This is a genomic window from Idiomarina rhizosphaerae, assembly GCF_024159085.1.
In the GTDB taxonomy this organism is placed as follows: Bacteria; Pseudomonadota; Gammaproteobacteria; order Enterobacterales; family Alteromonadaceae; genus Idiomarina; species Idiomarina rhizosphaerae.
This window is the reverse complement of the sequence record NZ_JAMZDE010000007.1, coordinates 177,219-199,790: the sequence shown is the minus strand read 5'-3', so window position 1 is coordinate 199,790 and position 22,572 is coordinate 177,219. Positions and strand designations below refer to the sequence as shown.

The 22,572-nt window shown below is 46.5% G+C and carries 22 protein-coding genes; 16 read left to right on the top strand and 6 right to left on the bottom strand.

The genetic code is table 11. From position 1 onward, the window contains the following. The first annotated feature begins 22 nt into the window (after positions 1 to 22). Positions 23 to 1,828, top strand: a complete 1,806-nt coding sequence (locus NJR55_RS08625) for a M61 family metallopeptidase (protein WP_253619587.1) — start codon at positions 23 to 25, stop codon at positions 1,826 to 1,828. A 4-nt stretch (positions 1,829 to 1,832) separates the two neighbouring features. Here NJR55_RS08625 and queF read toward each other — a convergent pair whose 3' ends face one another. Beyond that, positions 1,833 to 2,657 (bottom strand): NADPH-dependent 7-cyano-7-deazaguanine reductase QueF, encoded by an 825-nt coding sequence (gene queF / locus NJR55_RS08620; RefSeq protein WP_253619586.1) that lies wholly within the window; start codon positions 2,655 to 2,657, stop codon positions 1,833 to 1,835. A gap of 59 nt (positions 2,658 to 2,716) precedes the next feature. Here queF and syd point away from each other — a divergent pair, with 59 nt between their 5' ends. Together syd and NJR55_RS08610 are read left to right on the top strand one after the other, a co-directional pair. Further along, positions 2,717 to 3,271, top strand: coding sequence for a SecY-interacting protein (gene syd, locus NJR55_RS08615; protein ID WP_253619585.1), 555 nt, complete (start codon positions 2,717 to 2,719; stop codon positions 3,269 to 3,271). Positions 3,272 to 3,365: 94 nt separating this feature from the next. Then, positions 3,366 to 4,046 carry a GNAT family N-acetyltransferase gene (locus NJR55_RS08610; RefSeq protein WP_253619584.1) on the top strand — a complete coding sequence of 227 codons (681 nt, stop codon included), beginning with the start codon at positions 3,366 to 3,368 and terminating at the stop codon, positions 4,044 to 4,046. A gap of 1 nt (position 4,047) precedes the next feature. Here the strand turns inward: NJR55_RS08610 and NJR55_RS08605 are convergent, their stop codons facing one another. Together NJR55_RS08605 and NJR55_RS08600 are read right to left on the bottom strand one after the other, a co-directional pair. Further along, positions 4,048 to 4,359: a DUF3301 domain-containing protein gene (locus NJR55_RS08605; protein WP_253619583.1), complete on the bottom strand. Its 312-nt coding sequence runs from the start codon at positions 4,357 to 4,359 to the stop codon at positions 4,048 to 4,050. Beyond that, positions 4,359 to 5,390, bottom strand: coding sequence for a DUF3549 family protein (locus NJR55_RS08600; RefSeq protein ID WP_253619582.1), 1,032 nt, complete (start codon positions 5,388 to 5,390; stop codon positions 4,359 to 4,361). The genes NJR55_RS08605 and NJR55_RS08600 overlap by 1 nt, the downstream gene beginning before the upstream one ends. Before the next feature lie 93 nt (positions 5,391 to 5,483). Between NJR55_RS08600 and NJR55_RS08595 the strand changes: the two genes are divergently transcribed. Further along, positions 5,484 to 5,828 carry a YqcC family protein gene (locus NJR55_RS08595; RefSeq protein ID WP_011234101.1) on the top strand — a complete coding sequence of 115 codons (345 nt, stop codon included), beginning with the start codon at positions 5,484 to 5,486 and terminating at the stop codon, positions 5,826 to 5,828. A 2-nt stretch (positions 5,829 to 5,830) separates the two neighbouring features. After that, positions 5,831 to 6,541 (top strand): tRNA pseudouridine(65) synthase TruC, encoded by a 711-nt coding sequence (gene truC / locus NJR55_RS08590; protein ID WP_253619581.1) that lies wholly within the window; start codon positions 5,831 to 5,833, stop codon positions 6,539 to 6,541. Positions 6,542 to 6,544: 3 nt separating this feature from the next. Here truC and dapD read toward each other — a convergent pair whose 3' ends face one another. From dapD to map, 3 genes are read right to left on the bottom strand one after another with little or no spacing between them, the layout of a single operon-like run. Beyond that, positions 6,545 to 7,369: a 2,3,4,5-tetrahydropyridine-2,6-dicarboxylate N-succinyltransferase gene (dapD, locus tag NJR55_RS08585; protein ID WP_034820436.1), complete on the bottom strand. Its 825-nt coding sequence runs from the start codon at positions 7,367 to 7,369 to the stop codon at positions 6,545 to 6,547. A gap of 9 nt (positions 7,370 to 7,378) precedes the next feature. Continuing rightward, positions 7,379 to 10,018 (bottom strand): [protein-PII] uridylyltransferase, encoded by a 2,640-nt coding sequence (glnD, locus tag NJR55_RS08580; RefSeq protein WP_253619580.1) that lies wholly within the window; start codon positions 10,016 to 10,018, stop codon positions 7,379 to 7,381. 20 nt (positions 10,019 to 10,038) lie between these two features. Continuing rightward, positions 10,039 to 10,827, bottom strand: coding sequence for a type I methionyl aminopeptidase (map, locus tag NJR55_RS08575; protein WP_253619579.1), 789 nt, complete (start codon positions 10,825 to 10,827; stop codon positions 10,039 to 10,041). Positions 10,828 to 11,112: 285 nt separating this feature from the next. On the opposite strand from map, the gene rpsB reads away from it, so the two are divergent. The 11 genes from rpsB (at position 11,113) to lpxD (ending at position 22,560) form a co-directional block, all read left to right on the top strand. After that, the gene (gene rpsB / locus NJR55_RS08570; protein WP_011234096.1) at positions 11,113 to 11,841 is read left to right on the top strand and encodes a 30S ribosomal protein S2; all 729 of its coding nucleotides are present in this window, start codon (positions 11,113 to 11,115) and stop codon (positions 11,839 to 11,841) included. 15 nt (positions 11,842 to 11,856) lie between these two features. After that, positions 11,857 to 12,735 carry a translation elongation factor Ts gene (tsf, locus tag NJR55_RS08565; protein ID WP_034820442.1) on the top strand — a complete coding sequence of 293 codons (879 nt, stop codon included), beginning with the start codon at positions 11,857 to 11,859 and terminating at the stop codon, positions 12,733 to 12,735. Between the two features lie 103 nt (positions 12,736 to 12,838). Next, entirely contained in the window at positions 12,839 to 13,573 is a 735-nt protein-coding gene (gene pyrH / locus NJR55_RS08560) for a UMP kinase (protein WP_016341299.1), read from the top strand. A 31-nt stretch (positions 13,574 to 13,604) separates the two neighbouring features. Continuing rightward, positions 13,605 to 14,162: a ribosome recycling factor gene (gene frr / locus NJR55_RS08555; RefSeq protein WP_253619578.1), complete on the top strand. Its 558-nt coding sequence runs from the start codon at positions 13,605 to 13,607 to the stop codon at positions 14,160 to 14,162. 82 nt (positions 14,163 to 14,244) lie between these two features. Next, positions 14,245 to 15,018: a polyprenyl diphosphate synthase gene (gene uppS, locus NJR55_RS08550; RefSeq protein ID WP_253619577.1), complete on the top strand. Its 774-nt coding sequence runs from the start codon at positions 14,245 to 14,247 to the stop codon at positions 15,016 to 15,018. 3 nt (positions 15,019 to 15,021) lie between these two features. Then, on the top strand, positions 15,022 to 15,885 hold the full coding sequence (locus tag NJR55_RS08545; RefSeq protein ID WP_034820446.1) for a phosphatidate cytidylyltransferase: 864 nt from the start codon (positions 15,022 to 15,024) through the stop codon (positions 15,883 to 15,885). 4 nt (positions 15,886 to 15,889) lie between these two features. Next, positions 15,890 to 17,083, top strand: coding sequence for a 1-deoxy-D-xylulose-5-phosphate reductoisomerase (gene ispC / locus NJR55_RS08540; RefSeq protein WP_253619576.1), 1,194 nt, complete (start codon positions 15,890 to 15,892; stop codon positions 17,081 to 17,083). Beyond that, on the top strand, positions 17,080 to 18,435 hold the full coding sequence (gene rseP, locus NJR55_RS08535; RefSeq protein WP_253619575.1) for a sigma E protease regulator RseP: 1,356 nt from the start codon (positions 17,080 to 17,082) through the stop codon (positions 18,433 to 18,435). Before ispC ends, rseP begins: the two co-directional genes overlap by 4 nt. A 31-nt stretch (positions 18,436 to 18,466) precedes the next feature. Beyond that, on the top strand, positions 18,467 to 20,968 hold the full coding sequence (gene bamA / locus NJR55_RS08530) for an outer membrane protein assembly factor BamA (RefSeq protein ID WP_253619574.1): 2,502 nt from the start codon (positions 18,467 to 18,469) through the stop codon (positions 20,966 to 20,968). A 47-nt stretch (positions 20,969 to 21,015) separates the two neighbouring features. Beyond that, positions 21,016 to 21,531: an OmpH family outer membrane protein gene (locus NJR55_RS08525; RefSeq protein WP_253619573.1), complete on the top strand. Its 516-nt coding sequence runs from the start codon at positions 21,016 to 21,018 to the stop codon at positions 21,529 to 21,531. Between the two features lie 3 nt (positions 21,532 to 21,534). Beyond that, positions 21,535 to 22,560 carry a UDP-3-O-(3-hydroxymyristoyl)glucosamine N-acyltransferase gene (gene lpxD, locus NJR55_RS08520; RefSeq protein WP_253619572.1) on the top strand — a complete coding sequence of 342 codons (1,026 nt, stop codon included), beginning with the start codon at positions 21,535 to 21,537 and terminating at the stop codon, positions 22,558 to 22,560. Positions 22,561 to 22,572: the final 12 nt, after the last annotated feature.

Here is a 22,572-nt window from a genome sequence, read left to right as displayed (position 1 = left end):
GCGAAACTAACGGAGATAAACTGTGCGCAAGAGCTTATTAGCTGTTGGTGTTATGTTGGCACCTTCCATTGTATTGGCAAATACCGATTATAAAATTGATTTAACGCAACCTGAGCACCACAAAGGCGAAGTGTCGATAACCTTCCCGGCCAGTGATGCTAAGTTTCTGGATATAAAAATGCCAGCCTGGAGAACAGGTTATTACCGCATTTTGAACCTGGCTAATGGCGTTCGTGACTTTGATGCCCAGAGCAACGGGGAAGAACTTCGCTGGGAAAAGGTCGATAAAAGCACTTGGCGCGTTTATTTACCTGAAGACAGCGGCGAAGTAACCGTTGACTACGAAATTTACGCCAATCAACTTGGGCGTCGCAGTCGGCATATCGATGACACTCATGCCTACTTAGATGCATCCGCTGTATTTATGTATGCAGACGCCTGGCGTGATGAGCCGGTGTCCGTTTCTCTGGATGTTCCGGGCGAGTGGAAGAGTTACTCCGGTATGGAAAGAGAAGGCGAGCACCAGTTCTCGGCCGCAAACTGGGATGTCTTAGTTGACTCGCCCATAGAGACGGGTATTAACAAACACTATGAATTCACTCAGGATGATCGCGATTATGAAGTCGTATTCTGGGGGGAGGGTAACTACGACGCTGAAAAAACGGTCGAGGACTTACAAAAGCTGGTCGCTACCGGTGACTCGATTTGGAGCAGTTATCCATTTGAGCGTTATGTTTTCATGATCCACGCGACAACTGGCGCGGGTGGCGCAACTGAGCATAAAAACTCAACCATTATACAACGTCCCAGATACAGCTTTGCCAGTCGCGATGACTACCTGTCGTTTATGTCCACAGCGTCACACGAGTTTGTGCATACATGGAACGTGAAAGCTTATCGTCCGGACGGGCTGGTTCCATACGATTATCAAGAGGAAAACTACACCGATTTATTCTGGATTGCGGAAGGTTCAACGAGTTACTTCCAGAACCATTTGTTATTACAGGCGGGCATTATGGAGCCGTCTGAGTATTTTGAACGAGTAGCAACCAGTATTGACCGTTATCGATCAAAGCCAGGCCGGGAGGTTATGTCAGTGGCTGAAGCCTCTTTTGAGGCGTGGATTGATCAATATGGAGACCGCGCGCACAACGATTCTGTGAATATTTATTCGGAAGGTGCTCTGGTTTCCTGGCTGCTGGACAGCGAATTGTTGAAAACAACTGATGGGGAAGTTAGCTATCGCGACGTGCATAATGAGTTGTATCAGCGCTTCGATGCCGAAGAGCAGGGCTTCACCTCAGCCGACGTGCTAACTATTTTGAAAGATTTAACGGGTGAGTCCTGGCAGGACTGGTGGCAAGAGAATGTTGAAAGTCCGGCCGCAGATATTCCGTTTGAGAGCATGCTGGAGCAGGTGGGTTTAGAGCTGGTTTACGATCAGGACAAGGATGAAGACGAGGGCGAACCCGAAGCTGAGAAAGTCTGGGCTGGCTGGAGTGCCAGCGAAGTCAGCGGCGGTATGGAGTTGACTCGGGTTAGTAAGGGCAGCCCCGCCTGGGAAGCGGGCTTTACGCCGGGCGATGTCATTGTTGCTTACGACGGACACACCGTAGTTGATGGTCGCTTTAAAGAAGCTTTTGCTGAATATAAAACGGGTGATTCAATTGAAGTGACATTCTTCCGTCGCGACCAGTTGCACAAGAAAACCTTAACGGTGCAACCAACTCCTGCAACTGACGCAAAAATTGAACCATTAGACGAGCCTACTGCTAAACAGAAAGCTCGTTTCCTGCAATGGTTACAAATTCCGCACCCTAACGCTTAATCAATTATTGTCGGGCCATGCGTTGCATTTGCAGCGCTGGCTCGAAGTCGGAACGAAATGGGTTTATGTCCAGACCACCACGACGTGTGTAACGGGCGTAAACCGTCAACTTCTTCATTCTTAGTGCCTTCAGATCCTGATAAATGCGCTCAACGCATTGCTCGTGGAATTCGTTATGACGTCTGAATGAGACCAGATAAGCCAGCAGCGCCGCGCGATCCAGTTTCGGCCCCTGATAATGAATGTAAACCGAACCCCAATCGGGTTGATTGGTTATCAGGCAGTTCGATTTTAACAGGTGACTGTGCAGTTCTTCTTCTGTTTCATTTTGTTCTGTAGCAAGTAGTGACGGCTGATAGTCGTAATGCGAAATACTAATATTCTGATCATCTATGCAATGACCCGGGAAAGTCGCCACCGATTCACCTTCCAGCTCAGATAAATGTCTCAGCTTGACGTTAACCGGCGCACCGGCACAAGCGGACAGGTCGGTTTCCATCAGTTGTTGCACACGCTCCCAAGTGCCAAAACGCGAGTCATTGAAGCTGTTTAAATAAAGCTTAAACGACTTGGATTCGATCAGGTTAGGGCTTTCGGCCGGCACCGAAAAATAACCTACCGCAACCTGTGGCAGTCCGTTTGAATTTAGCCAGGAGATTTCATAACCGGTCCATAAATCCACACCTGAAAAAGGTAGCTTATCTTTAAGCCCTATAGGTTCCCGATTCAGTGAGCGGGGGACTGGCTGCAGCTGCTTCGGATCATATTCATTAGGGTAGTCGGTGTGCTGACCCAGTGATAAATGGTCTAGTGCGTCCTTCTTTGGCATTTAAGTCGCTCCGTAAGTACAATGGCCGTATTGTAAATTTTCTTAGGTGTAAGTACCAGATGAAGACGTTAGAAGAATCAATCGATGCACTAATGATGCGCTATCAGGAGAATGTTCCTGTGCGCTATACAGAGTACGTAGAAGAGTGGAATAGCCCAATTTACGGAACTGTTATTGATGAGAATACCGTTGAATGGACGCCGAGCCGGCAACCCGAAGCGTTAAACTTTGATGATCTTGAGAGTGCTTTGGAAGTGAGTTTTCATGAAAGTATTAAGACTTTGTTTGGTCGCTGGTACGCAGGAGACCTTGCGCTTGATTATCAGGGGCACACAATTAGCTTACTACAAACGCAGAGTTTGGAAGACGGTGAGCGTTTATTAGAAAATATTACTGGTCACATTTTAATGAAGCGTCGTTTGAAGCAACCTGAAACTGTCTTTATTGGTTTAGGCAGCGAGGATGACGGCTTATTGGTAACCCTAGATAACCAAAGTGGTGCGGTTGGACTTGAGTGGGTAGGTAAAGAACAGCACGAAGTTCTGTCGGACTCATTGGCTGACTGGCTTGATAATTGCCAGCCTCAAATTGATGCAGGCAAAAACTCTTGGTGACAGCTTTGCTGGAATAGTGGAGAAATGGCTCTCGACAGAATTCCGAAAAATGGTTAAGTTGGTGTTATGAAAAACTAACAATTGGCTATTCACTATGCAGGGTCTGACAGAAAAAACGGAAAGCGAAATTGATGAGGCAGGTGAGAACAGCAGTGAGCATGTTCAGGGCGAGCTGGTTTACCTTGTTGCTGAAGACCTGAAATTAGCGGCCTCGCTTTTGTTCCAGACTTATTACGATGATGAATTGCTGCAAAAGATTTTCCGGTCAGACAAACCTGACTACGATAAGCGTTTACGCGCGGCTATCCGCGAAGACTTAAACGCTTTTTGGGAAAGCGGACAGCCTATTATTGGTATTAGAGACGGTGGCACACTATTAGGTGTCGCGTGTCTTACCCGCCCTGGCAAAAGCTTTGGTTCTGGGCGTTTCTGGCACTGGCGGATAAGCATGTTGCTCACGGCTGGTTTTTTAAGTACTAAACAGGTACTTGAAAAGGAACGCTTAATTCAGGAAGCGATGCCGGATGTGCCTTACCATATGCTGGCATTTATTGCGGTAGCACCACAGTATCAGTCGCAGGGAGTGGGGCACTTACTTGTTGAAGCCGCGAAAGCGGTTTTTGAAGAAGATCCGGAATCACAAGGGATAGCCGTTTATGTCACTCGTTCGGATTATCAGGCTTTCTTTAAAAAGCGCGGCTACCGCATACAAGCTCAGATAGAAGTTGAAAAGCTGCCCGGTGAAGTCCTGTTCTACCAACGGCAGCCTGGTTAAATTATTGCGCGGGAATTCTAAAGGGCGGTAATTCTACGCCGACCAAACGCTGGTTATGAAGGGTTAAGTCGCCTTCATAACGAGTCTCGCCGTCGCTACTAAAGCCCATTTTAAAAGTACTACGCCAGCCCGGCTGGCTGCCTTTAAACGACCAACGTGTCTCCTCGCGACGAATATCTAAAAACTGAAGCCCTTGCTGCTTACAGTAAAATACCGCATGTTTTTGCGCACTTTCTGACTGTTGGCGATGTTGCCAGAACACCCATATTGCTGTTGCCAGCATCAGTAAAACAATGACATCGAGTAAATTCATTAGCTTCCCTGAGTCTGTTGTTTTAATCGGTTTAATGCTTCATTAACCGCCGCAGACTGTTTTTGTTGAGCAATAATGGATAACAGTAACGGACGTATGTCTGGCAGGGCAATAATATCCTGGAATAATGCATCAAATAATGAATTATCAAGCTCTGCGATGGCGTCTAAGTAGCGCAGCAAATTTTGTTCTTCGCAAAGCACCGGCCATAAACGTGCAGCAATAACAACGAGCTGATCGGCATTAGCATTTGGAACCAGTTTGTTTATTGCTTTTTGTACCCGAGGATGAGCTGACGCTGAGGCCAGCGCGCGCAAACTGTCAGTGCACAGTTGAGCATTGCTGCTCTCGAGGTTATGCAAAAGAGCGTCTCTTACCGGTGGCGTCAGGCTTTGTTGCTCAAGCGCAACCGCCAACGGCTGGCGCACAGTACTCGGATAATGAGAGAAATGCGTTGCTATGGCTTTGCTCAGTTCCGGCAATTGCTCTAACCGGGCAGCGCAGTCATGTAAACCCTGCAAGCCTATTTGTTGCCAGTCTATGCCGCTTTCAGGTTGCCTCAAATAGGCTTCCGCCGTTTCAAAATGTATGGACGGCGACAATTTTTGCTGGCGCTGAACCCGGGCATGCAAAGCCGCGCGCTGTTGCTCATTCGGCGTCAATAAATACGGATTTTGCTGCAGTTGTTTTTGCTGCTCCTCGGTCATTTCTCCGGTAATTTCGTGGCCTAATGCATTAACTACATACTCCAGGTATTGATTACGTGCGGCTATATTTAAGAGCCCGCGCTCGTCTAACGGAAATTGCAAAAACCAGATAAAAGGCTGTTGGTCATGTTGTTTATGTTGGAACAGTATTGCCAATTGAGCCTGCCGCGCAATGGGGTAGGGGTACGGACGTTGTTGTTGCTCAATAGCTGCAAACTCTTCTTGAGACAGCTCCGTCAGGCATCTGCCAATATCAAAAATTTTGTATTCGGCTTGGCCGGCTTGCAAAAACTCACCTAAGGTGGTGATGGTCGGTGCTGACACAGGCGCTCCCTTTTCGCTTGAATTTTAAGGCGTATTAAATCACTATGGCGCCATTATATCGGTTTATACAATGATGTGGTAACGGAGTCTGATATGGAGCAGTATCAGAAAGCCGCTCGATTGCTGGATAGAATAGAGCGTGAACTGAACAGTCTTGGCTTATGGCAGTCTCACCACCCGCCGGTGCAGGCGTTGGAGAGTCAGCAGCCTTTTGCTGTCGACACGCTGGAATTTCATCAGTGGTTGCAGTTTATTATGCTTCCCCGAATGTGGGCGTTAGTGGATAGCAAGCGTCCTTTGCCTGAAGGTATTGCCGTTAGCCCCATGGCTGCGCATATATATCGCAGCGAGCTGGAACAATACGAACAACTTATTGCACTGATACGTGAATTTGATGTGTTGCTCAGCGGAACTGACCCCTTGCAGGAAGATGTCTAACGGTGAGTCAGTTAGACCTTGTTTACCTTGATGAGCACCTTGCCGTTATTAATAAGCCCAGTGGCTTATTGGTTCACCGAAGCCGTATAGCAAGCGGTGCCCGTGAGTTTGCAATGCAAATGCTGCGTAATCAACTTGGCTGCCACGTTTACCCTGTTCATCGTTTAGATCGCCCGACATCCGGTTTGTTGATTTTTGGCTTAAACAGCGATGTTGCCCGTACCATGACAGAGCAACTGACCGCGCGCGAAGTGAGTAAAACTTATCATGCTGTGGTCAGAGGTTACGTACCAGAAAACGGCACTATCGATTACGCACTGAATGAAGAACTGGATAAGCTTGCTGATAAAGACGCGGATCCGGATAAAGATAAGCAGCCAGCCGTTACGCATTATCAGTGTTTAAAGCAGGTTGAACTGCCGTATAAAGTCAGTAAAAAACATGACACCACGCGCTACTCACTGGTTCAGATGCAACCGGAAACGGGGCGCAAGCATCAATTACGTCGACACATGGCGCACATTCGGCATCCCATTGTCGGTGATACTAACCATGGTGACGGACGGCATAATAACTTCTTTCGCGAGCACTTTAATTGCCACCGTTTACTGCTGGCAGCGACTGGGCTTAGCTTTAAACATCCGGTCAGTGGTGACTCCATCAATTTGGAAATACCACTGCCGGATGAGTTTCACCAGCCATTTCTTAAGTGAAAGTTATTCCGCGCTGCGTAGCAGGGCATTGATACCCACTTTGGCACGAGTTTTAGCATCAACCCGTTTAACAATGATAGCAGCGTAAAGACTGTGCGTTCCATTTGCAGAAGGCAATGAACCGGGTACAACAACGGAGCCTGAAGGTACGCGACCATATAGAATACGGTCATTTTCGCGGTCATAAATGCGGGTGCTCTGGCCAATGTAAACGCCCATGGAAATCACCGCGCCTTCTTCAACAATGACGCCTTCTACAATCTCTGAGCGAGCGCCGATAAAGCAGTTATCTTCAATAATGGTTGGGTTGGCCTGCAGCGGTTCTAATACACCACCGATGCCAACGCCGCCGGACAAGTGAACATTTTTTCCAATTTGCGCACAAGAGCCCACGGTAGCCCAGGTATCCACCATAGTGCCTTCACCAACGTAAGCACCAATATTAACGTACGATGGCATTACGACAACGTTGCGGCCGATAAAGGCACCTTTACGAACCATAGCCGGTGGCACAACGCGCATGCCTTCAGCGCGGAAACGGGCACTGTCATAGTCAGCAAATTTGGCCGGTACTTTGTCCCAGAAGCGGGTTTCTCCGCCCTCAATCAGGTCGTTGTCGTTTAAGCGAAATGACAACAGAACCGCTTTCTTAAGCCATTGATGAACAACCCACTCACCGGAAATTTTTTCGGCTACCCGTAACTCGCCGCGGTCAATTTCGTCGATAACGTAACGGACGGCTTCACGAAGGTCGTCGTTGTCTGTACGGGCATTGATTTGATCGCGTTGTTCAAATGCATCAATGATGCGCTGCTTTATGTTTTCCATGATAAGAATTTAAAACTCCAGGTCTTTGATAATTTTTGCTTTCAATGTTTTTTTCTGTTTGTCGCTAAGGGCGGTTTGCTGCTCGGTAGTGACAATAAATAAATCTTCTGCCTGCTCGCCTATGGTCGTAATTTTCGCTGCCAGCAGGATAACGTTCTGTTGTTGTAAAATAGCGGCAAGTTTAGCAATAAGCCCCGGCCTGTCCAGTGTTACCAGCTCGAAGGTGGTACGGCCGTGATGTTTACTGGGTATAAAAGTGACCTCAGTTGCCACCGAAAAGTTCTTCATGCGACGCGACAATGGCCGCTTAGTGCTGGGAACGGGTATCCGCTTGTGCAGAACATCCAGCAATTGCTGTTTTACCTCTTCAATACGATGATGCTCTGTTAACGGCTTACCGTCTCGTTGTAGTACCACAAAGGTATCCATGACAAAGCCGTCGCGGGTAGCCAGAATTTGGGCGTCCAGAATGTTTAGTTGCTGACTGTCGAGAACACCGGCAACCGACGCGAACAAATGACCCTCTTCGTGATGGTAGATAAACAACTCGGTTGTGCCATAGTTGTTTTCGTCTCCAATGAGAATGAGCGGTAATTGCTCGCTTGGCAGGTTCAGAATATGCTGTGAATGCCAACTGATTTGCTCTGCCGTATGGCGGAAAAAATAATCTGCGGTAAAACGTCCCCATAATGCCTGAATTTCAGCTTTTTCAAAGCCAGCGCTTAGCAGCAAGGCCATTGCACTGGCTTTATTTTCATTAATTCTTTGGCGAATATCCAGAGTGGGCTTATTAGTGTCCTGCTGCAGCAAGTACGAAGTGGCGTTATAAAGCTCTTCCAGTAACGTTGCTTTCCAGTTATTCCACAGCGACTGGTTCGTTGCCCGAATATCAGCCACCGTAAGACAGTAAAGGTAATCTAGCCGCTCGAGCGTCGAAACTTGATTTGCAAAGTCCTGAATAACTTCCGGGTCATGAATATCCCGCTTTTGCGCGGTAACCGACATGGTTAAATGATGCCGCACCAGCCAGGCAACCAATTCGGCGTCATCTTCACTGTAACCATGTTGGTGGCAAAAATTTCGCGCATCCATTTCGCCAAGCTCTGAGTGATCACCGCCGCGACCTTTTGCTATGTCATGGAAGATACCCGCCAGATACAGACAATAACGGCGATCCATTTGCGCCACGAGCTTCTCGCACAGCGGAAACTGATCCTGATAATCCTCGTCGCTAAAGCGGTATAAGTTTCTCACTAAACGAAAGGTGTGTTCATCCACGGTGTAGGCGTGAAAAAGGTCAAACTGCATTTGTCCGACAATTTGTTGCCACTGCGACAGGTAACTTGCCAGAACACTGTGGTGATGCATCAGCGCAAAGGGCAAACCACAGCCTCTGGGATGCTGAATCAACTGATTGAATAAGTCACGACATTCGGGGTCGTGGCTTAGCGGCTCGCCGAGTTGGGCTCGGGCATTTCTGAGTAAACGTATGGTATTCGAGTGTATGCCTTGTATTTGCGGGTGTTCCGCAATGCAGACAAAAGCGCGGATAATATTGCAGTGATTATCAAATACATTATCGTGGCGTGCTGTTAACAGTTTATTGGCAACCGCAAAGTCATCGCTAATATGTTCAGCGTGTTGTAAGTCCTGTGTTCCTAATATTGCTTGATGAAAAAACTGCAGAAGCATCTGGTTAAGCTCGCTGACGCGTAAAACCACTTTAAAGTAATCTTTCATCATGGTTTCAACGGATGCCTTACCGTCGTTACCGTAGCCCAGACGAACAGCAACGCCTGGCTGAAAGTCAAAGAGTAAGCGGTCTTCGCGCTTACCTGCTTCCAAATGAAGGGCAAAGCGTATACGCCATAGCCAGTTCATGCAGTCACGCAATTCAACGAATTCATCGGCTGTCATATAACCGTATTCAACCAGGTTTTCATCCGAGTGTGTGCGGAAATGACGCTTAGCAATCCAGCCTACGGTCTGAATATCACGTAGCCCACCGGGACTCGATTTAATATTCGGTTCCAGGTTATAAGATGTACTGTGGTATTGCTGGTGGCGCTGCTTTTGTTCATCCAGCTTGGCCTGATAGAAATCACGGCTTGACCAGGGGAAGTCATTTAACAACTGTTGATGAAATTCATTGTAAAGCGACTCAGCCCCTGAAAGGTATCTACTTTCAATAAGGTTTGTGGCTATCGTGATATCGTTTTCTGACTGAGCGAAGCAGTCTTCGATAGTACGTACCGAATGGCCGATATCCAGGTGCAAGTCCCATAAAAAGGTAACGAACTGACCGAGCTTTTCAGACAACTTAGCTTCGGCTTCAGCATTTTCCGAACCCACTAAAATGAGCAGGTCGATGTCTGAACCAGGGTGCAGAGTTTCACGACCATAGCCACCCACAGCTAAGATGCTTGCGGGCTCGTTCTCAAGCTGAAATTGCTGCCACAACTGGCTTATTAACTGGTCAAAGAAGGTCGCACGGTGATGAACCAGCTCATCGATATCGGCGGTGACAAAACGTGCTGCAGACCAGTTCTGGTAACTTTCTAAAAGCGCTTTGTAGTCTTTTAGGCAAGGTTGCAGGGTTCGGTCAGGCCAGCGCCCGTGAAAGTCTTTATCTTCTTGAACGTTAGCCATAGGCTCTCCCTGCAAATGCGTTAGCTGTGCTCGATAACTCGCGCTAAGTCGGGCTCGTCACTGCGCAGTGTCAGTACTTCAACACCGTTTTCGGTGACTAATAATGTATGTTCCCACTGTGCACTTAAGCTGCGGTCTTTAGTCAGTACGGTCCAGCCGTCTTTCATTAATTTTGTGTGACGCTTACCCACATTGACCATAGGTTCAATAGTGAAACACATACCGGCTTTTAGCTCTTCGCCAGTACCGGCCTCACCGTAATGCAGAATTTGTGGGTCTTCATGGAATACAGAACCAATACCGTGACCACAGTATTCTCTAACAATAGAGTAGCCATGGCCTTCGGCATGTTTCTGAATAACTTCAGCAAAGTCACCCAGTTTGATACCTGGCTTAACCATTTCTATGGCTTTATAAAGCGACTCCTGAGTTACCTTAATTAACCGTTCGGCCATGATTGAAGGTTTACCCACAACAAACATTTTCGAGGTGTCGCCATGGTAACCATCCAGTTTAACGGTAACGTCAATATTCATGATATCGCCGTCTTTCAGTTTTTTCGGGCCAGGAATACCATGACAGACACAATGGTTAACCGAAGTACATATCGATTTAGGGAAACCGTGATAGTTTAATGGTGCTGGATAGGCGTTATGATCCGTGATGTACTTATGGCAGATATCATCCAGTTCTTCCGTGGTTACGCCGGGTTTGACGTACTCACCAATCATTTCAAGCACACTGGCGGCGAGCTTGCCCGCGGCGCGCATTTTTTCGATTTCTTCGGGTGTCTTAATTGAGATGGTCATTCTCTTCCTGTCCATGACTGCTGGAAAAGCCGACAGTTTAACAGTGACTGATAAAATTCGCTATCTTTGAGGCGGGTCAAAGCAGAAGTTAGCGAAGGTTTTTTGTTGTGCAGGGCTCGGCTTTATGGTATAAAACGCACGCTTTTTTGGCCTTATGCCAACAAAGTACACTTGTATGTAAATTATAATCCACACATACATCGACACATAAGGCGGGGTGCTTGTCTAAGAACAGGTCGGCTTATGGGATGTATGGAGGCTTAACCCCCTAAAAAGGAAAATATTATGGCTAACGTGTCAATGCGTGACATGCTGAAAGCGGGTGTCCACTTCGGTCACCAAACTCGTTTCTGGAATCCAAAAATGAAACCTTACATTTTTGGTGCTCGTAACAAAATTCATATCATTAACCTCGAAAAAACTGTGCCTATGTTCAACGATGCGTTGAGCTATATGCAGCACGTTGCTTCTAACAAAGGTAAAATCCTGTTTGTTGGTACTAAGCGCGCAGCAGCTGAAGCGGTTAAAGAAGCAGCCATTAACTGTGGTCAGTACTATGTAAACCACCGTTGGTTAGGCGGCATGTTGACTAACTGGAAAACAGTTCGTCAATCAATCAAGCGTCTAAAAGACCTTGAAACAATGAGCCAGGACGGTACTTTCGAGAAACTGACCAAGAAAGAAGCTTTGGTTAATACTCGTGAAATGGAAAAGCTGGAAAAAGGCTTAGGCGGTATCAAAAACATGGGCGGCTTACCTGACGTTCTGTTTGTTATCGACGCTGATCACGAACACATCTCTATTAAAGAAGCAAATAACCTGGGCATTCCAGTTGTTTCTGTTGTGGATACAAACTCTAACCCTGACGGTGTGGACTACATTGTTCCAGGTAACGATGACGCAATCCGTGCGGTTCAATTATACTTGAACACTGCTGCTGAAGCGGTAAAAGAAGCACGTACAGCGCAAGTTGAAGCGAAAGACTCAGACGATTTCGTCGAAGCAACTGAATAATCGAGGAATAGAATCATGGCTATTACAGCAGCTCTAGTTAAAGAACTGCGCGAGCGCACAGGCGCTGGCATGATGGACTGCAAAAAAGCACTGCAGGAAGTCGACGGTGATATGGAAGCGGCAATTGAACTGATGCGTAAAAGCGGTCAGGCAAAAGCAGCTAAAAAGGCAGGCCGTGTTGCGGCTGAAGGCGTTATCTTAGTTAAATCTGAAGGTAACCAGGCAACTTTGGTTGAACTGAACTGTGAGACCGACTTTGTTGCTCGCGATGACAGCTTCCTGGCATTCGGCGATAAAGTTATCAACGCTGCATTTGCTAACAAAGAAAATGACGTTGAAGCATTAAAAACTACTGACATCGATGGTCAGACTGTAGAGAAGACTCGTGAAGACTTAGTGGCTAAAATTGGTGAGAACATGAATGTTCGTCGTGTTCAAACTCTTGAAGCTGGCGACGTTGTTGCGACTTATACTCACGGTGCCCGCATTGGTGTTGCTGTTGCTTTAACCGGCGGTGACGAAGATCTGGCTCGCGACCTGTGCATGCACGTTGCTGCAAGCAGCCCGCAATTCGTTAAGCCTGAAGACGTTGCAGCTGAAGTTGTAGAAAAAGAGCGTTCTATTCAGGTTGATATCGCAATGCAAAGCGGTAAGCCGAAAGAAATTGCTGAAAAAATGGTTGAAGGCCGTATGCGTAAGTTTACCGGCGAAATCAGCCTGACAGGTCAGCCTTTCGTTAAAGATCCATCAATGACTGTTGGTGAGTTACTGAAGAAAGCTGGTGCTGATGTTGTTACTTTCGTTCGCTTTGAAGTGGGTGAAGGTATTGAACGTAAAGAAGAAGATTTTGCTTCTGAAGTTCAGGCACAAGTGGCGGCAGCGAGTAAAGGCTAATAGCGTGGTCTCGACCAGCCCCATGAAATAGAAAATTATAAACCGCGTCTTGAGCGTTCAGGACGCGGTTTTTTTTAAACTAAAGGAAAGAGTAGAGGCAATGATGAGCACCCATCCGAAACCCAGTTATCGACGCATATTGTTAAAACTCAGTGGTGAAGCCCTTATGGGAGATGAGCCATTTGGTATTGACGCCAAAGTACTTGATCGTATGGCGCAGGAAATTAAAGAATTAGTTGAACTTGGGGTTCAGGTTGGTTTAGTCATTGGGGGCGGTAACTTATTCCGTGGAGAAGGCTTAGCAAAAGCAGGTATGAATCGTGTTGTGGGCGACCACATGGGCATGCTGGCAACCGTAATGAACGGCCTGGCTATGCGTGACGCTTTACACCGCGCCTTTGTTAACGCACGTTTAATGTCAGCTATTGAATTGACGGGTGTCTGTGACAGTTACAACTGGGCTGAAGCTATCAGTTTGCTAAAATCAGGACGTGTGGTGATATTTTCTGCGGGAACCGGTAACCCGTTCTTTACTACAGATTCTGCCGCTTGTTTGCGCGGTATCGAAATTGAAGCTGAAGTCGTACTTAAGGGAACCAAGGTTGACGGAGTATATTCCGATGACCCGGTGAGTAACCCGGATGCGACTTTGTATAAGCATATTAATTACGATGATATACTGGAAAAACAGTTAAAAGTAATGGATTTAGCCGCATTTACTCTGGCACGCGATCATGCTTTGCCTATCCGGGTGTTTAATATGAATAAGCCGGGTGCTTTACGAGCCGTGATAATGGGTGAAGAAGAAGGTACACTGATCAGCAAGAACGCAGAGTAACTGCAGTTATTGAATAAAAGGGTATAAGACAGTGATAAAAGAAATTATAGAAGACGCTAAAGATCGCATGGAAAAGAGTGTTGAGTCGCTGCGCAGTCAGATGTCAAAAGTGCGTACGGGCCGTGCTCATCCTAGTATACTGGACAGTGTCATGGTGAACTATTACGGCACAGACACGCCTCTTAAGCAGTTAGCTAATATCACCACGGAAGACTCCAGAACTCTGGCTCTGACTGTGTTTGATAAGTCAGCTTCAGCCGCTGTCGAAAAAGCTATTATTAATTCCGATTTGGGTCTGAACCCGGCCTCTGCAGGCGCAGTTATTCGTATTCCATTACCTCCGTTGACAGAAGAGCGTCGTCGCGACTTAGTTAAAATTGTTCGTGCCGAAGCTGAGAATGGACGTATTGCGGTACGTAATATTCGTCGCGATGCTAATGGCGATATTAAAGATCTGCTGAAAGAGAAAGAAATTACTGAAGACGAAGAACGTAATGCTGAAGAAGAGATTCAAAAACTGACCGATAAATTCGTGAAGCAAATTGATGAAGCTCTGAAAGCAAAAGAAGCGGATTTGATGGAAATTTAACCATCAAACCTTCCCTACGTTGGTCTATGACGCCGTGTCAGGTATACTCGCACGGCGTTTTTTAATGTTTACGGCAGATTGAATGAAAGAATTACCGTCAATTGAGCAGTTAGTCCCCAAGCATGTTGCCATTATAATGGATGGTAACGGGCGCTGGGCGAAACAACGCGGTAAAATAAGAACCTTTGGTCATAAAGCGGGCGCAGAAGCAGTGCGCAAGGCTGTTGCCTTTGCTCGCCGTAACGGTATTGAGTCACTGACTTTGTTCGCATTTAGTAGTGAAAACTGGAAGCGTCCGGCCACTGAAGTATCGGTATTGATGGAACTGTTTATGTCAGTGCTGAAAAGCGAAATTAAAAAATTAGATGACAACGATATTCGCTTGCGCATAGTTGGTGACAAAGAGGCTTTTTCAAAGCGTTTGCAAAAGCGCATGAGCGAAGCAGAAGAGCAAACGCAAAGTAACAGCGGACTCAATCTGAACATAGCGGCGAACTACGGCGGTCAGTGGGACATTACGCAAGCCAGTCGTAAATTAGCTGAGAAAGTGAAAGCTGGTGAAATAGAGCCGACAGAAATTACTGAACAGACAATAGCAGGCGAATTGATGATGGCAGACCAGCCTTTGCCGGACTTACTCATTCGTACAGGCGGTGAACATCGTATCAGTAACTTTCTTTTATGGCAGTTGGCTTATGCCGAACTGTATTTCACCTCAGTATTATGGCCCGATTTTGACGATACGGCCTTTGCTCAGGCAATTACAGATTTTGCGCAACGGGAACGCCGCTTTGGTTTAACAAGCGAACAACTAACCGTGCTAATGCAAGGCATAGAAACTCGGATAGAGGAATAACACTTGCTAAAACAACGTATTATTACAGCACTATTGCTGGTTCCGGTGGCACTGTACGGTGTTTTTATGCTGCCGTTGTGGGGCTTTGCTCTTTTTATTCAGGGTGTACTTATGCTAGGCGCCTGGGAATGGTCGCCGCTAATGGGCGTGCGCCGCACCTCAGCGCGAATTGCTTACACCTTATTTGTCGGTGCCATAATTGGCGTGTTGTCCTGGCTGGCTCCGTACGAGCACTTATGGGAGGGCGGTGAGCTCTCTAAACTCATCTACTACACCATTTTAGCTGGCGGTGTCTGGTGGGTCGTTGCGCTGGCAATGATTGTAAATTATCCCTCTAGCCGACGTATGTGGTCACGAACCCGCGCCATTGTCGGCGTATTTGGTTTGTTAATTTTTATTCCTACCTGGGCCGCTTTAGTTACCGTACGCTCAATTGATATTGATGAGTCTCGCTTCTTTGGTGGCTGGGTGGTTCTGTTTATTTTGCTGCTGGTTTGGGCGGCAGATGTCGGTGCGTATTTTGCCGGCGTACGCTATGGTCGTAATAAAATGATGCCGGCGGTAAGCCCGGGTAAAACGATGGAAGGCCTTTGTGGTGGTGTGACCTTAGCTTTTGTGGTGATGATGGTTGTGGCGCACTGGACCAAAGTGCCGGCCGATCAATTTACCGGTTATTACTTAACCGGATTGTTTACTGTGGTTGCTTCAGTATTTGGTGATTTAAACGAAAGCATGTTTAAGCGTAGTGCAGGGGTTAAGGACAGTGGTTCAATTTTACCCGGGCACGGGGGAATTCTTGACCGTATTGACAGTCTTACAGCTGCAGTGCCTATTTTCACCTTAGCTTATCTGGAGTTTTTGCATTAAACCTATGCGTCGAATAACAGTTTTGGGAGCAACCGGCTCTATTGGTCAAAACACGCTGGACGTTGTCTCACGGCATCCGGATGACTTTCAGGTTTTTGCCTTAACAGCCCATAGCCAGATTAGTGCTATGGCTGAGCTTTGTTTAAAGCATAATCCGCAATATGCGGTTATGGGCTCACAAAATGCCGCTGCTGAGCTTAAATCGCTGCTCGGTCAACAGACTTCAACTCAGGTTATTTATGGAGAACAGGCTTTAGCTGAAGTCAGTTCGGACGGTGAGGTGGATGTGGTTATGGCGGCTATAGTAGGTGCGGCCGGATTATCACCGACACTTGCCGCAATTGACGCGGGTAAAGACGTATTGTTGGCCAATAAAGAAGCCCTGGTCATGAGCGGTCAATTGTTTATTGATCATGCTCAACGCTCTGGCGCTAAAATTATCCCGGTCGACAGTGAGCACAACGCTATTTTTCAGTGTTTACCTCAGGCTGCGCAGCAGCAGGTCGGCACTATGGAGTTAACCGAGCATGGGATACAGTATTTATTGTTAACCGGCTCCGGCGGTCCGTTCCGTGATTTACCTCTTGATGAGTTGTCTCAACAAACTCCAGGAGCGGCATGCAATCATCCGAATTGGTCCATGGGCCGGAAAATTTCGGTGGATTCTGCCACCATGCTGAATAAGGGGCTGGAATACATTGAAGCCCGCTGGTTATTTAATTGTTCGCGCGACCAACTTAAAGTTGTTATTCACCCGCAGAGCGTTATTCACTCTATGGTGCAATACACCGACGGTTCCGTACTTGCTCAAATGGGCGAGCCGGACATGCGCACACCTATAGCCCATTCCCTGGGTTATCCAGAGCGTTTAGAAAGTGGTGTTGCGGGCTTAGATTTTACTCAAATCGCCGAACTGACCTTTAAGCAGCCCGAAGCGCAACGTTATCCGTGTTTACAGTTGGCGATAGAAGCATGTTGGGAAGGGCAGTGGGCCACTACGGCTTTAAACGCGGCGAACGAAGTTGCCGTTGCTGCATTTTTACAAGAACAGGTTGGTTTTACTGATATTGCAAAAGTTTGTGATTCGGTATTGCAGTCAATACAAGCTGATGAGGCCGACAGCTTACAGACGCTGTTAGCCATAGATAAACAAGCGCGTTTAGCGGCCAATAAATGGTTGCAGGAGTACGCACAGTGATAGACGCAATTTGGTATTTCTTTTCTTTCGTTGTAACTCTGGGCATTTTAGTTGCTTTCCACGAGTTTGGTCACTTCTGGGTTGCGCGCCGTTGCGGTGTAAAAGTATTAACTTTTTCTGTGGGTTTTGGCCGGGCTATATGGAAACGTAAAGGCAAAGACGGCACGGTTTATCAACTGGGTATTATTCCTCTTGGTGGCTACGTTCGCATGCTGGACGAACGCATTGATGATGTCAGCGAGGAAGAGCGAGATGTCAGCTTTAACGCGCAGTCAGTATATAAACGTTTCGCGATAGTTGCTGCAGGCCCAATCGCGAACTTTGTATTAGCGGTTGCTGTTTTATGGTTGATGTTTGGCATTGGTGTTCCAACGGTGAAACCGGTTATCGGCGATGTAAAAGCCGGCTCTGTTGCAGCCGAAGCTCAGCTTGAAAGAGGCAGCGAAATTCTTTCAGTTGATAACGTTGAAGCCTATGACTGGCAACAGGTTCAGCTGGGGCTTATGTCGGCAATTGGTGACGATGAAACTGTACTCACATTAAGAACGCCGGATGGCGATGAAGTGAAACGTACACTGAATTTAAGTGGCTGGCAGTTTGATCCGGAAACGGAATCGACCTTTGGCAGTTTAGGAATTGAGGTTTATCAACCCACTGTTTATACCGAACTTAGCCAGGTGGAAAGTGGCTCGCCAGCCGAAGCCGGTGGATTAAAAGAAGGTGACACAATCACTCGAATTGGTGATGAAGGTGTCGAAAGCTGGGCTGAAATACGTAAAATAATCGCTCAATCGGCGGGACAGGAAGTTTTATTTACTGTTGAGAGGAACCAGGTTGAGCAGCAAATTTCTGTTCAAATAGGGGAACGGGAAAGCCAAAATGGTGTCATAGGCTACCTTGGCGTAGTTCCGGTAACAGAGCCGTTGCCAGACAATTACGTTTTTAACCATCAATACGGTTTTTTCGGTGGCTTAGCTAAAGGCGCAGAAAAAACTTGGGAATTGATGGTTGTTAGCGTGAAAATGATAGGTAAACTGCTGACCGGAGATGTTTCTGTAAAGAACCTGGCAGGACCTTTAAGTATTGCCGAAAGTGCTGGAGTTAGTGCCAGCAATGGGTTCGTTTATTTTTTAAGTTTTTTGGCGCTGCTAAGTGTCAATTTAGGGATAATTAATTTATTACCTTTACCGGTTTTAGATGGCGGTCATTTGATGTTTTATAGCATTGAATGGGTGCGTGGTAAGCCGGTATCCGAAAGAGTGCAAGACGTTTGCTATAGGATTGGTGGGGTGCTGGTATTCGCGTTGATGGCGTTAGCAATATCAAATGACATCGCCCGTTTCGCATTCTGAGTCACGAATTAACAATAAGTAGCTAGTGATAATGACGTTTAAAAAGCTGTTAGTGAGTGCCATGATTGCAGGTGCAGTAGCACCAGCCTACGCACAAGATGAATTTGTTGTCGAAGATATTGAAGTAAAAGGGTTACAACGTGTCGCCTTAGGTGCTGCGTTAACTTACATCCCCGTGAGGGTTGGTGACGAAGTGAGTGAGCTGCAAATTCGTAGCGCCATTCGTTCGCTTTACTCCTCTACTCACTTCGACTATATCGATGCGCGCAGAGATGAAGACACTTTGATCTTCACCGTTAGTGAACGGCCAACCATAGCCGAAATCACCTTTGAAGGTAACAGCGATATTAAAGACGAACAGCTTCAGGAAAGCTTAGTTGATAATAATATTGTTACTGGTGAGCCGTTAGACAGAACCACTATTTCTGGCATTGAAAAAGGTCTGGAAGACTTTTATCACAGTGTGGGTAAATACAATGCATCGGTAGAAGTTCAGGTGGTGGATTTGCCACGTAACCGTGTTGAGTTGCGCATGAACTTTGAAGAAGGTGATGCAGCAGAAATTGCACAAATCAACATTGTGGGCAATAAAGCTTTCGCTGATGAGCTATTACTGGATACCTTTGAACTTCGAGATAACCTTCCATGGTGGAACTTTATAGGTGAAAAGCGTTATCAGAAGCAACAATTAAGCGGTGACCTGGAAACCTTAGAGTCATTTTATCGTGACCGCGGTTATTTGCGCTTCCGGGTAGAGTCCGTACAGGTCTCTATGACGCCGGATCGTGAAGGCATTTATATCACCATAAACGTGAGTGAAGGTGATAAATATAAAATTAGCGAAACCGATGTCATTGGTGATTTAAAAGGTCATGACGAGTTGGTTGGGAAAATAGCTAAAATTGAAGAAGGCACGCTCTATAACGCGGCACAGGTAACTTATATTGAAGACATGATCAGCCGCTTTTATGGTCGCTATGGTTACGCGTACCCAGAAGTTAGAGCTATTCCTGAGCACGATGACGAAGATAAAACGGTTAAAATTACCTTTTCGATAAACCCAGGAAAACGCGTCTACGTTCGTCATATTAACTTTGAAGGCAATGGCGCGACCAAAGACCGGGTATTACGCCGTGAAATGCGTCAACTCGAAGGCGCTTGGTTGTCTGACAGCAACATTGAGCAGGGTAAAGTGCGTCTTGAGCGTCTTGGTTATTTCGAAACCGTAGAAACGTCCACTGAACGGGTTGAAGGTCGGGATGATCAGGTTGATGTGACTTATAAGGTTAAAGAGCAACCTTCAGGTTCCTTTAATGCCGGTATTGGTTACGGCGATTACTCTGGTCTGCAACTTAATGCCGGTGTTCAGCAAAACAACTTTTTAGGTACGGGTACCCGAGTCGGGTTCAATATCAGTACCAGTCGTTTTAACAAAAACGTCAGCGTGTCGTATTCCGACCCTTATTTCACTATGAATGGTGTTGGACTCTCAGGTCAGATTTATATGAGTGAGTTTGACGCAGGTAATGCGCAAAACCTCGTTAACTATAATCAGAAAACCTATGGATTATCCACGGGACTAAGCTTTCCAATAGATGAAATTAACCGCTTAAACTTTGGAGTTGGTTATAAAAATCAGGAAGTGAGTGTCAATTCACAGAACCAAAGTATTGAGCAGATTCAGCAGTTTTACCGGTCTTATCTGGATGATCAGAATCCAGAGCGACCAATCAGTTTCGATATTTATGAACTTAACGCAGGTTGGTCGCGTGTGACTCTTAACCGAGGCATGTTCCCGACGAGCGGTTCGTCGCAGCAAGCTAGTGCCGAAATTTCAGCACCATTTAGCGATGTGAAATATTTTCGTTTAAACTATGAGTACAAGCACTATTATCCGTTAAGTCGTGATCAGCAGTGGTCATTTCTCACCAGACTGAATTTAGGTTATGGTAACGGTTACGGTGAAGACGATGCCGGAAATGATTACCTGTTACCGTTCTGGGAATACTTCCGTATTGGTGGCCAGGGCGACTTACGTGGTTTTGAACCTAATACTGTAGGTCCTAGAGCTGTGTATGTTGTACCTGAGTCAGTCAATTCAGAGGGTATTCCGGACTTCACAGGATTGCCAACACCGAACTACAGTTCGGAAACGGGTAACCAGCAGTTGTTTGTACAAAATAACTATTCTTTAGGCGGTAATGCTAAAGTCTCTGGTGGACTGGAACTGATTGTACCGACACCTTTTGTTGACGAAGGTATGCGTAATAGCATACGAACTAGTGTCTTTGTTGATTTTGGTATGGTTTGGGATACTGAATTCGACTACGATAGATACAAGGACTTGGAAAATACTAGTCCACAACCGTTAACTGACTATAGCTCACCGGGAGATTTCCGCGCATCGGCAGGTGTGTCTGTGCAATGGATATCTCCAATGGGTCCATTAACTTTCTCGTTAGGTCGGGCTTTAAAAGAAGTTGAGGGTGATGAAACCCAAGTGTTCTCATTTAATATCGGAACTACATTCTGATAATAATAATTACATAATAGTTACAAAAAATTTGAAGGAGTTTTACCTTGAAAAAGTTAATTAAATCTACAGCTGCAGCGGTTGCTGTTTCAACAGCGCTTTTTGCTGGTGCCGCACAGGCACAACAAAAAATCGGTGTGGTCGATATGATGGAAGTATTCCAGCAGTTACCACAACGTGAGCAAATCTCCGAGCAACTGCAGACCGAGTTCCAGGATCGCTTTGAGGAAATGCGTCAGCTTGAACAGAAAGTTCAGGAACTGCGTCAAAAGCAAGAACGCGATGCATCAATCATGTCAGCTTCTGAAAAAACTCAGCTAGAACGTGACATTGAGCAGACTATTTCTGAAGCGCAGCTGAAAAGCAAAGCGTTGCAAGAGGACACTCGTCGTCGTCAAAATGAAGAACGTAACAAGTTGCTTGGAAAAGTTCAGGACGCGATTACTGCTGTTGCAGAAGCAAAAGACTATGACATGGTTCTTGAAAGTAACGCGGTTACTTACATGAAAGCCGATAATGACTTGTCTGGTGCCGTTGTCGAGAAAATGACTTCAGGTAACTAATTTATGTCTGAGTACACATTGCAGCAGTTGGCTGACCATGTGGGTGGGGAGGTGCGAGGTAATTCGCAGCTCCCCATTTTGCGCGTGGCGACCTTGCAGTCTGCTACTGGTGACGCTATCGCTTTTCTGGCTAATAGCCGTTACAAAAGTCAGTTAGAAACAACCTCTGCCGGCGCTGTTATTGTCTCTGAAAAAGACGATAGCGATGCGATTGATAACGCAATTCGGGTAGCTAACCCTTACGCGGCTTTTGCACGAATTGCACAGCTATTAGACACCACACCAAAGCCAGCTAGAGGCATAGCTGAAACCGCAAAAATTGCGCAGTCAGCCAGTATCGGTAAGAACGTTAGTATTGGTGAATATACGGTTATTGATGATGGCGTCATAATTGGTGATAACACCAGTATTGGGCCACATTGTTATATAGGTTCGGAAACTCAAATTGGCTCCGGATGCACACTTTGGTCAGGCGTTAAAATCTACCACCGTTGTGTTATTGGTGATGACTGCCTGTTTCATTCCGGCTCAATTATTGGTGCTGATGGTTTTGGCTGGGCTCCTGATAATGGCAAATGGCTAAAAATTCCTCAGCTAGGCCGCGTTGTTATTAAAGACAATGTTGAAATTGGTGCCAGTACAACGGTCGATCGCGGAGCTCTGGACGACACTATTATTTCGTCGGGCTGCATTATTGATAACCAATGCCAAATTGCGCATAACGTATTCATTGATGAAGATACGGCTATCGCAGGCTGTACTGTACTAGCAGGCAGTTGCCGCATTGGTAAGCGCTGTATGATTGGTGGGGCTTCGGCTATTAACGGTCATATCAGTGTGTGTGACGACGTACAAATTATGGGATTTGCTATGGTGATAAAAGAAATCACCGAGCCAGGAGTTTATGCGTCAGGGATCCCCGCCAGTGGACACCGCGAATGGCGACGTAATGGGGCGAGATTCCGTCAGCTGGATGATCTATTCAAGCGTGTCAAAGAGTTAGAAAAACAAGCTGACGATAATAACTGAGTAAGGTGAAAG

Bases quoted from the DNA above. Each gene is read 5' to 3' on its own strand.
- queF (WP_253619586.1), bottom strand. From the start codon at position 2,657: ATGCCAAAGAAGGACGCACTAGACCATTTATCACTGGGTCAGCACACC.
- syd (WP_253619585.1), top strand. From the start codon at position 2,717: ATGAAGACGTTAGAAGAATCAATCGATGCACTAATGATGCGCTATCAG.
- NJR55_RS08610 (WP_253619584.1), top strand. From the start codon at position 3,366: ATGCAGGGTCTGACAGAAAAAACGGAAAGCGAAATTGATGAGGCAGGT.
- NJR55_RS08605 (WP_253619583.1), bottom strand. From the start codon at position 4,359: ATGAATTTACTCGATGTCATTGTTTTACTGATGCTGGCAACAGCAATA.
- NJR55_RS08595 (WP_011234101.1), top strand. From the start codon at position 5,484: ATGGAGCAGTATCAGAAAGCCGCTCGATTGCTGGATAGAATAGAGCGT.
- dapD (WP_034820436.1), bottom strand. From the start codon at position 7,369: ATGGAAAACATAAAGCAGCGCATCATTGATGCATTTGAACAACGCGAT.
- glnD (WP_253619580.1), bottom strand. From the start codon at position 10,018: ATGGCTAACGTTCAAGAAGATAAAGACTTTCACGGGCGCTGGCCTGAC.
- map (WP_253619579.1), bottom strand. From the start codon at position 10,827: ATGACCATCTCAATTAAGACACCCGAAGAAATCGAAAAAATGCGCGCC.
- rpsB (WP_011234096.1), top strand. From the start codon at position 11,113: ATGGCTAACGTGTCAATGCGTGACATGCTGAAAGCGGGTGTCCACTTC.
- tsf (WP_034820442.1), top strand. From the start codon at position 11,857: ATGGCTATTACAGCAGCTCTAGTTAAAGAACTGCGCGAGCGCACAGGC.
- pyrH (WP_016341299.1), top strand. From the start codon at position 12,839: ATGAGCACCCATCCGAAACCCAGTTATCGACGCATATTGTTAAAACTC.
- uppS (WP_253619577.1), top strand. From the start codon at position 14,245: ATGAAAGAATTACCGTCAATTGAGCAGTTAGTCCCCAAGCATGTTGCC.
- ispC (WP_253619576.1), top strand. From the start codon at position 15,890: ATGCGTCGAATAACAGTTTTGGGAGCAACCGGCTCTATTGGTCAAAAC.
- bamA (WP_253619574.1), top strand. From the start codon at position 18,467: ATGACGTTTAAAAAGCTGTTAGTGAGTGCCATGATTGCAGGTGCAGTA.
- lpxD (WP_253619572.1), top strand. From the start codon at position 21,535: ATGTCTGAGTACACATTGCAGCAGTTGGCTGACCATGTGGGTGGGGAG.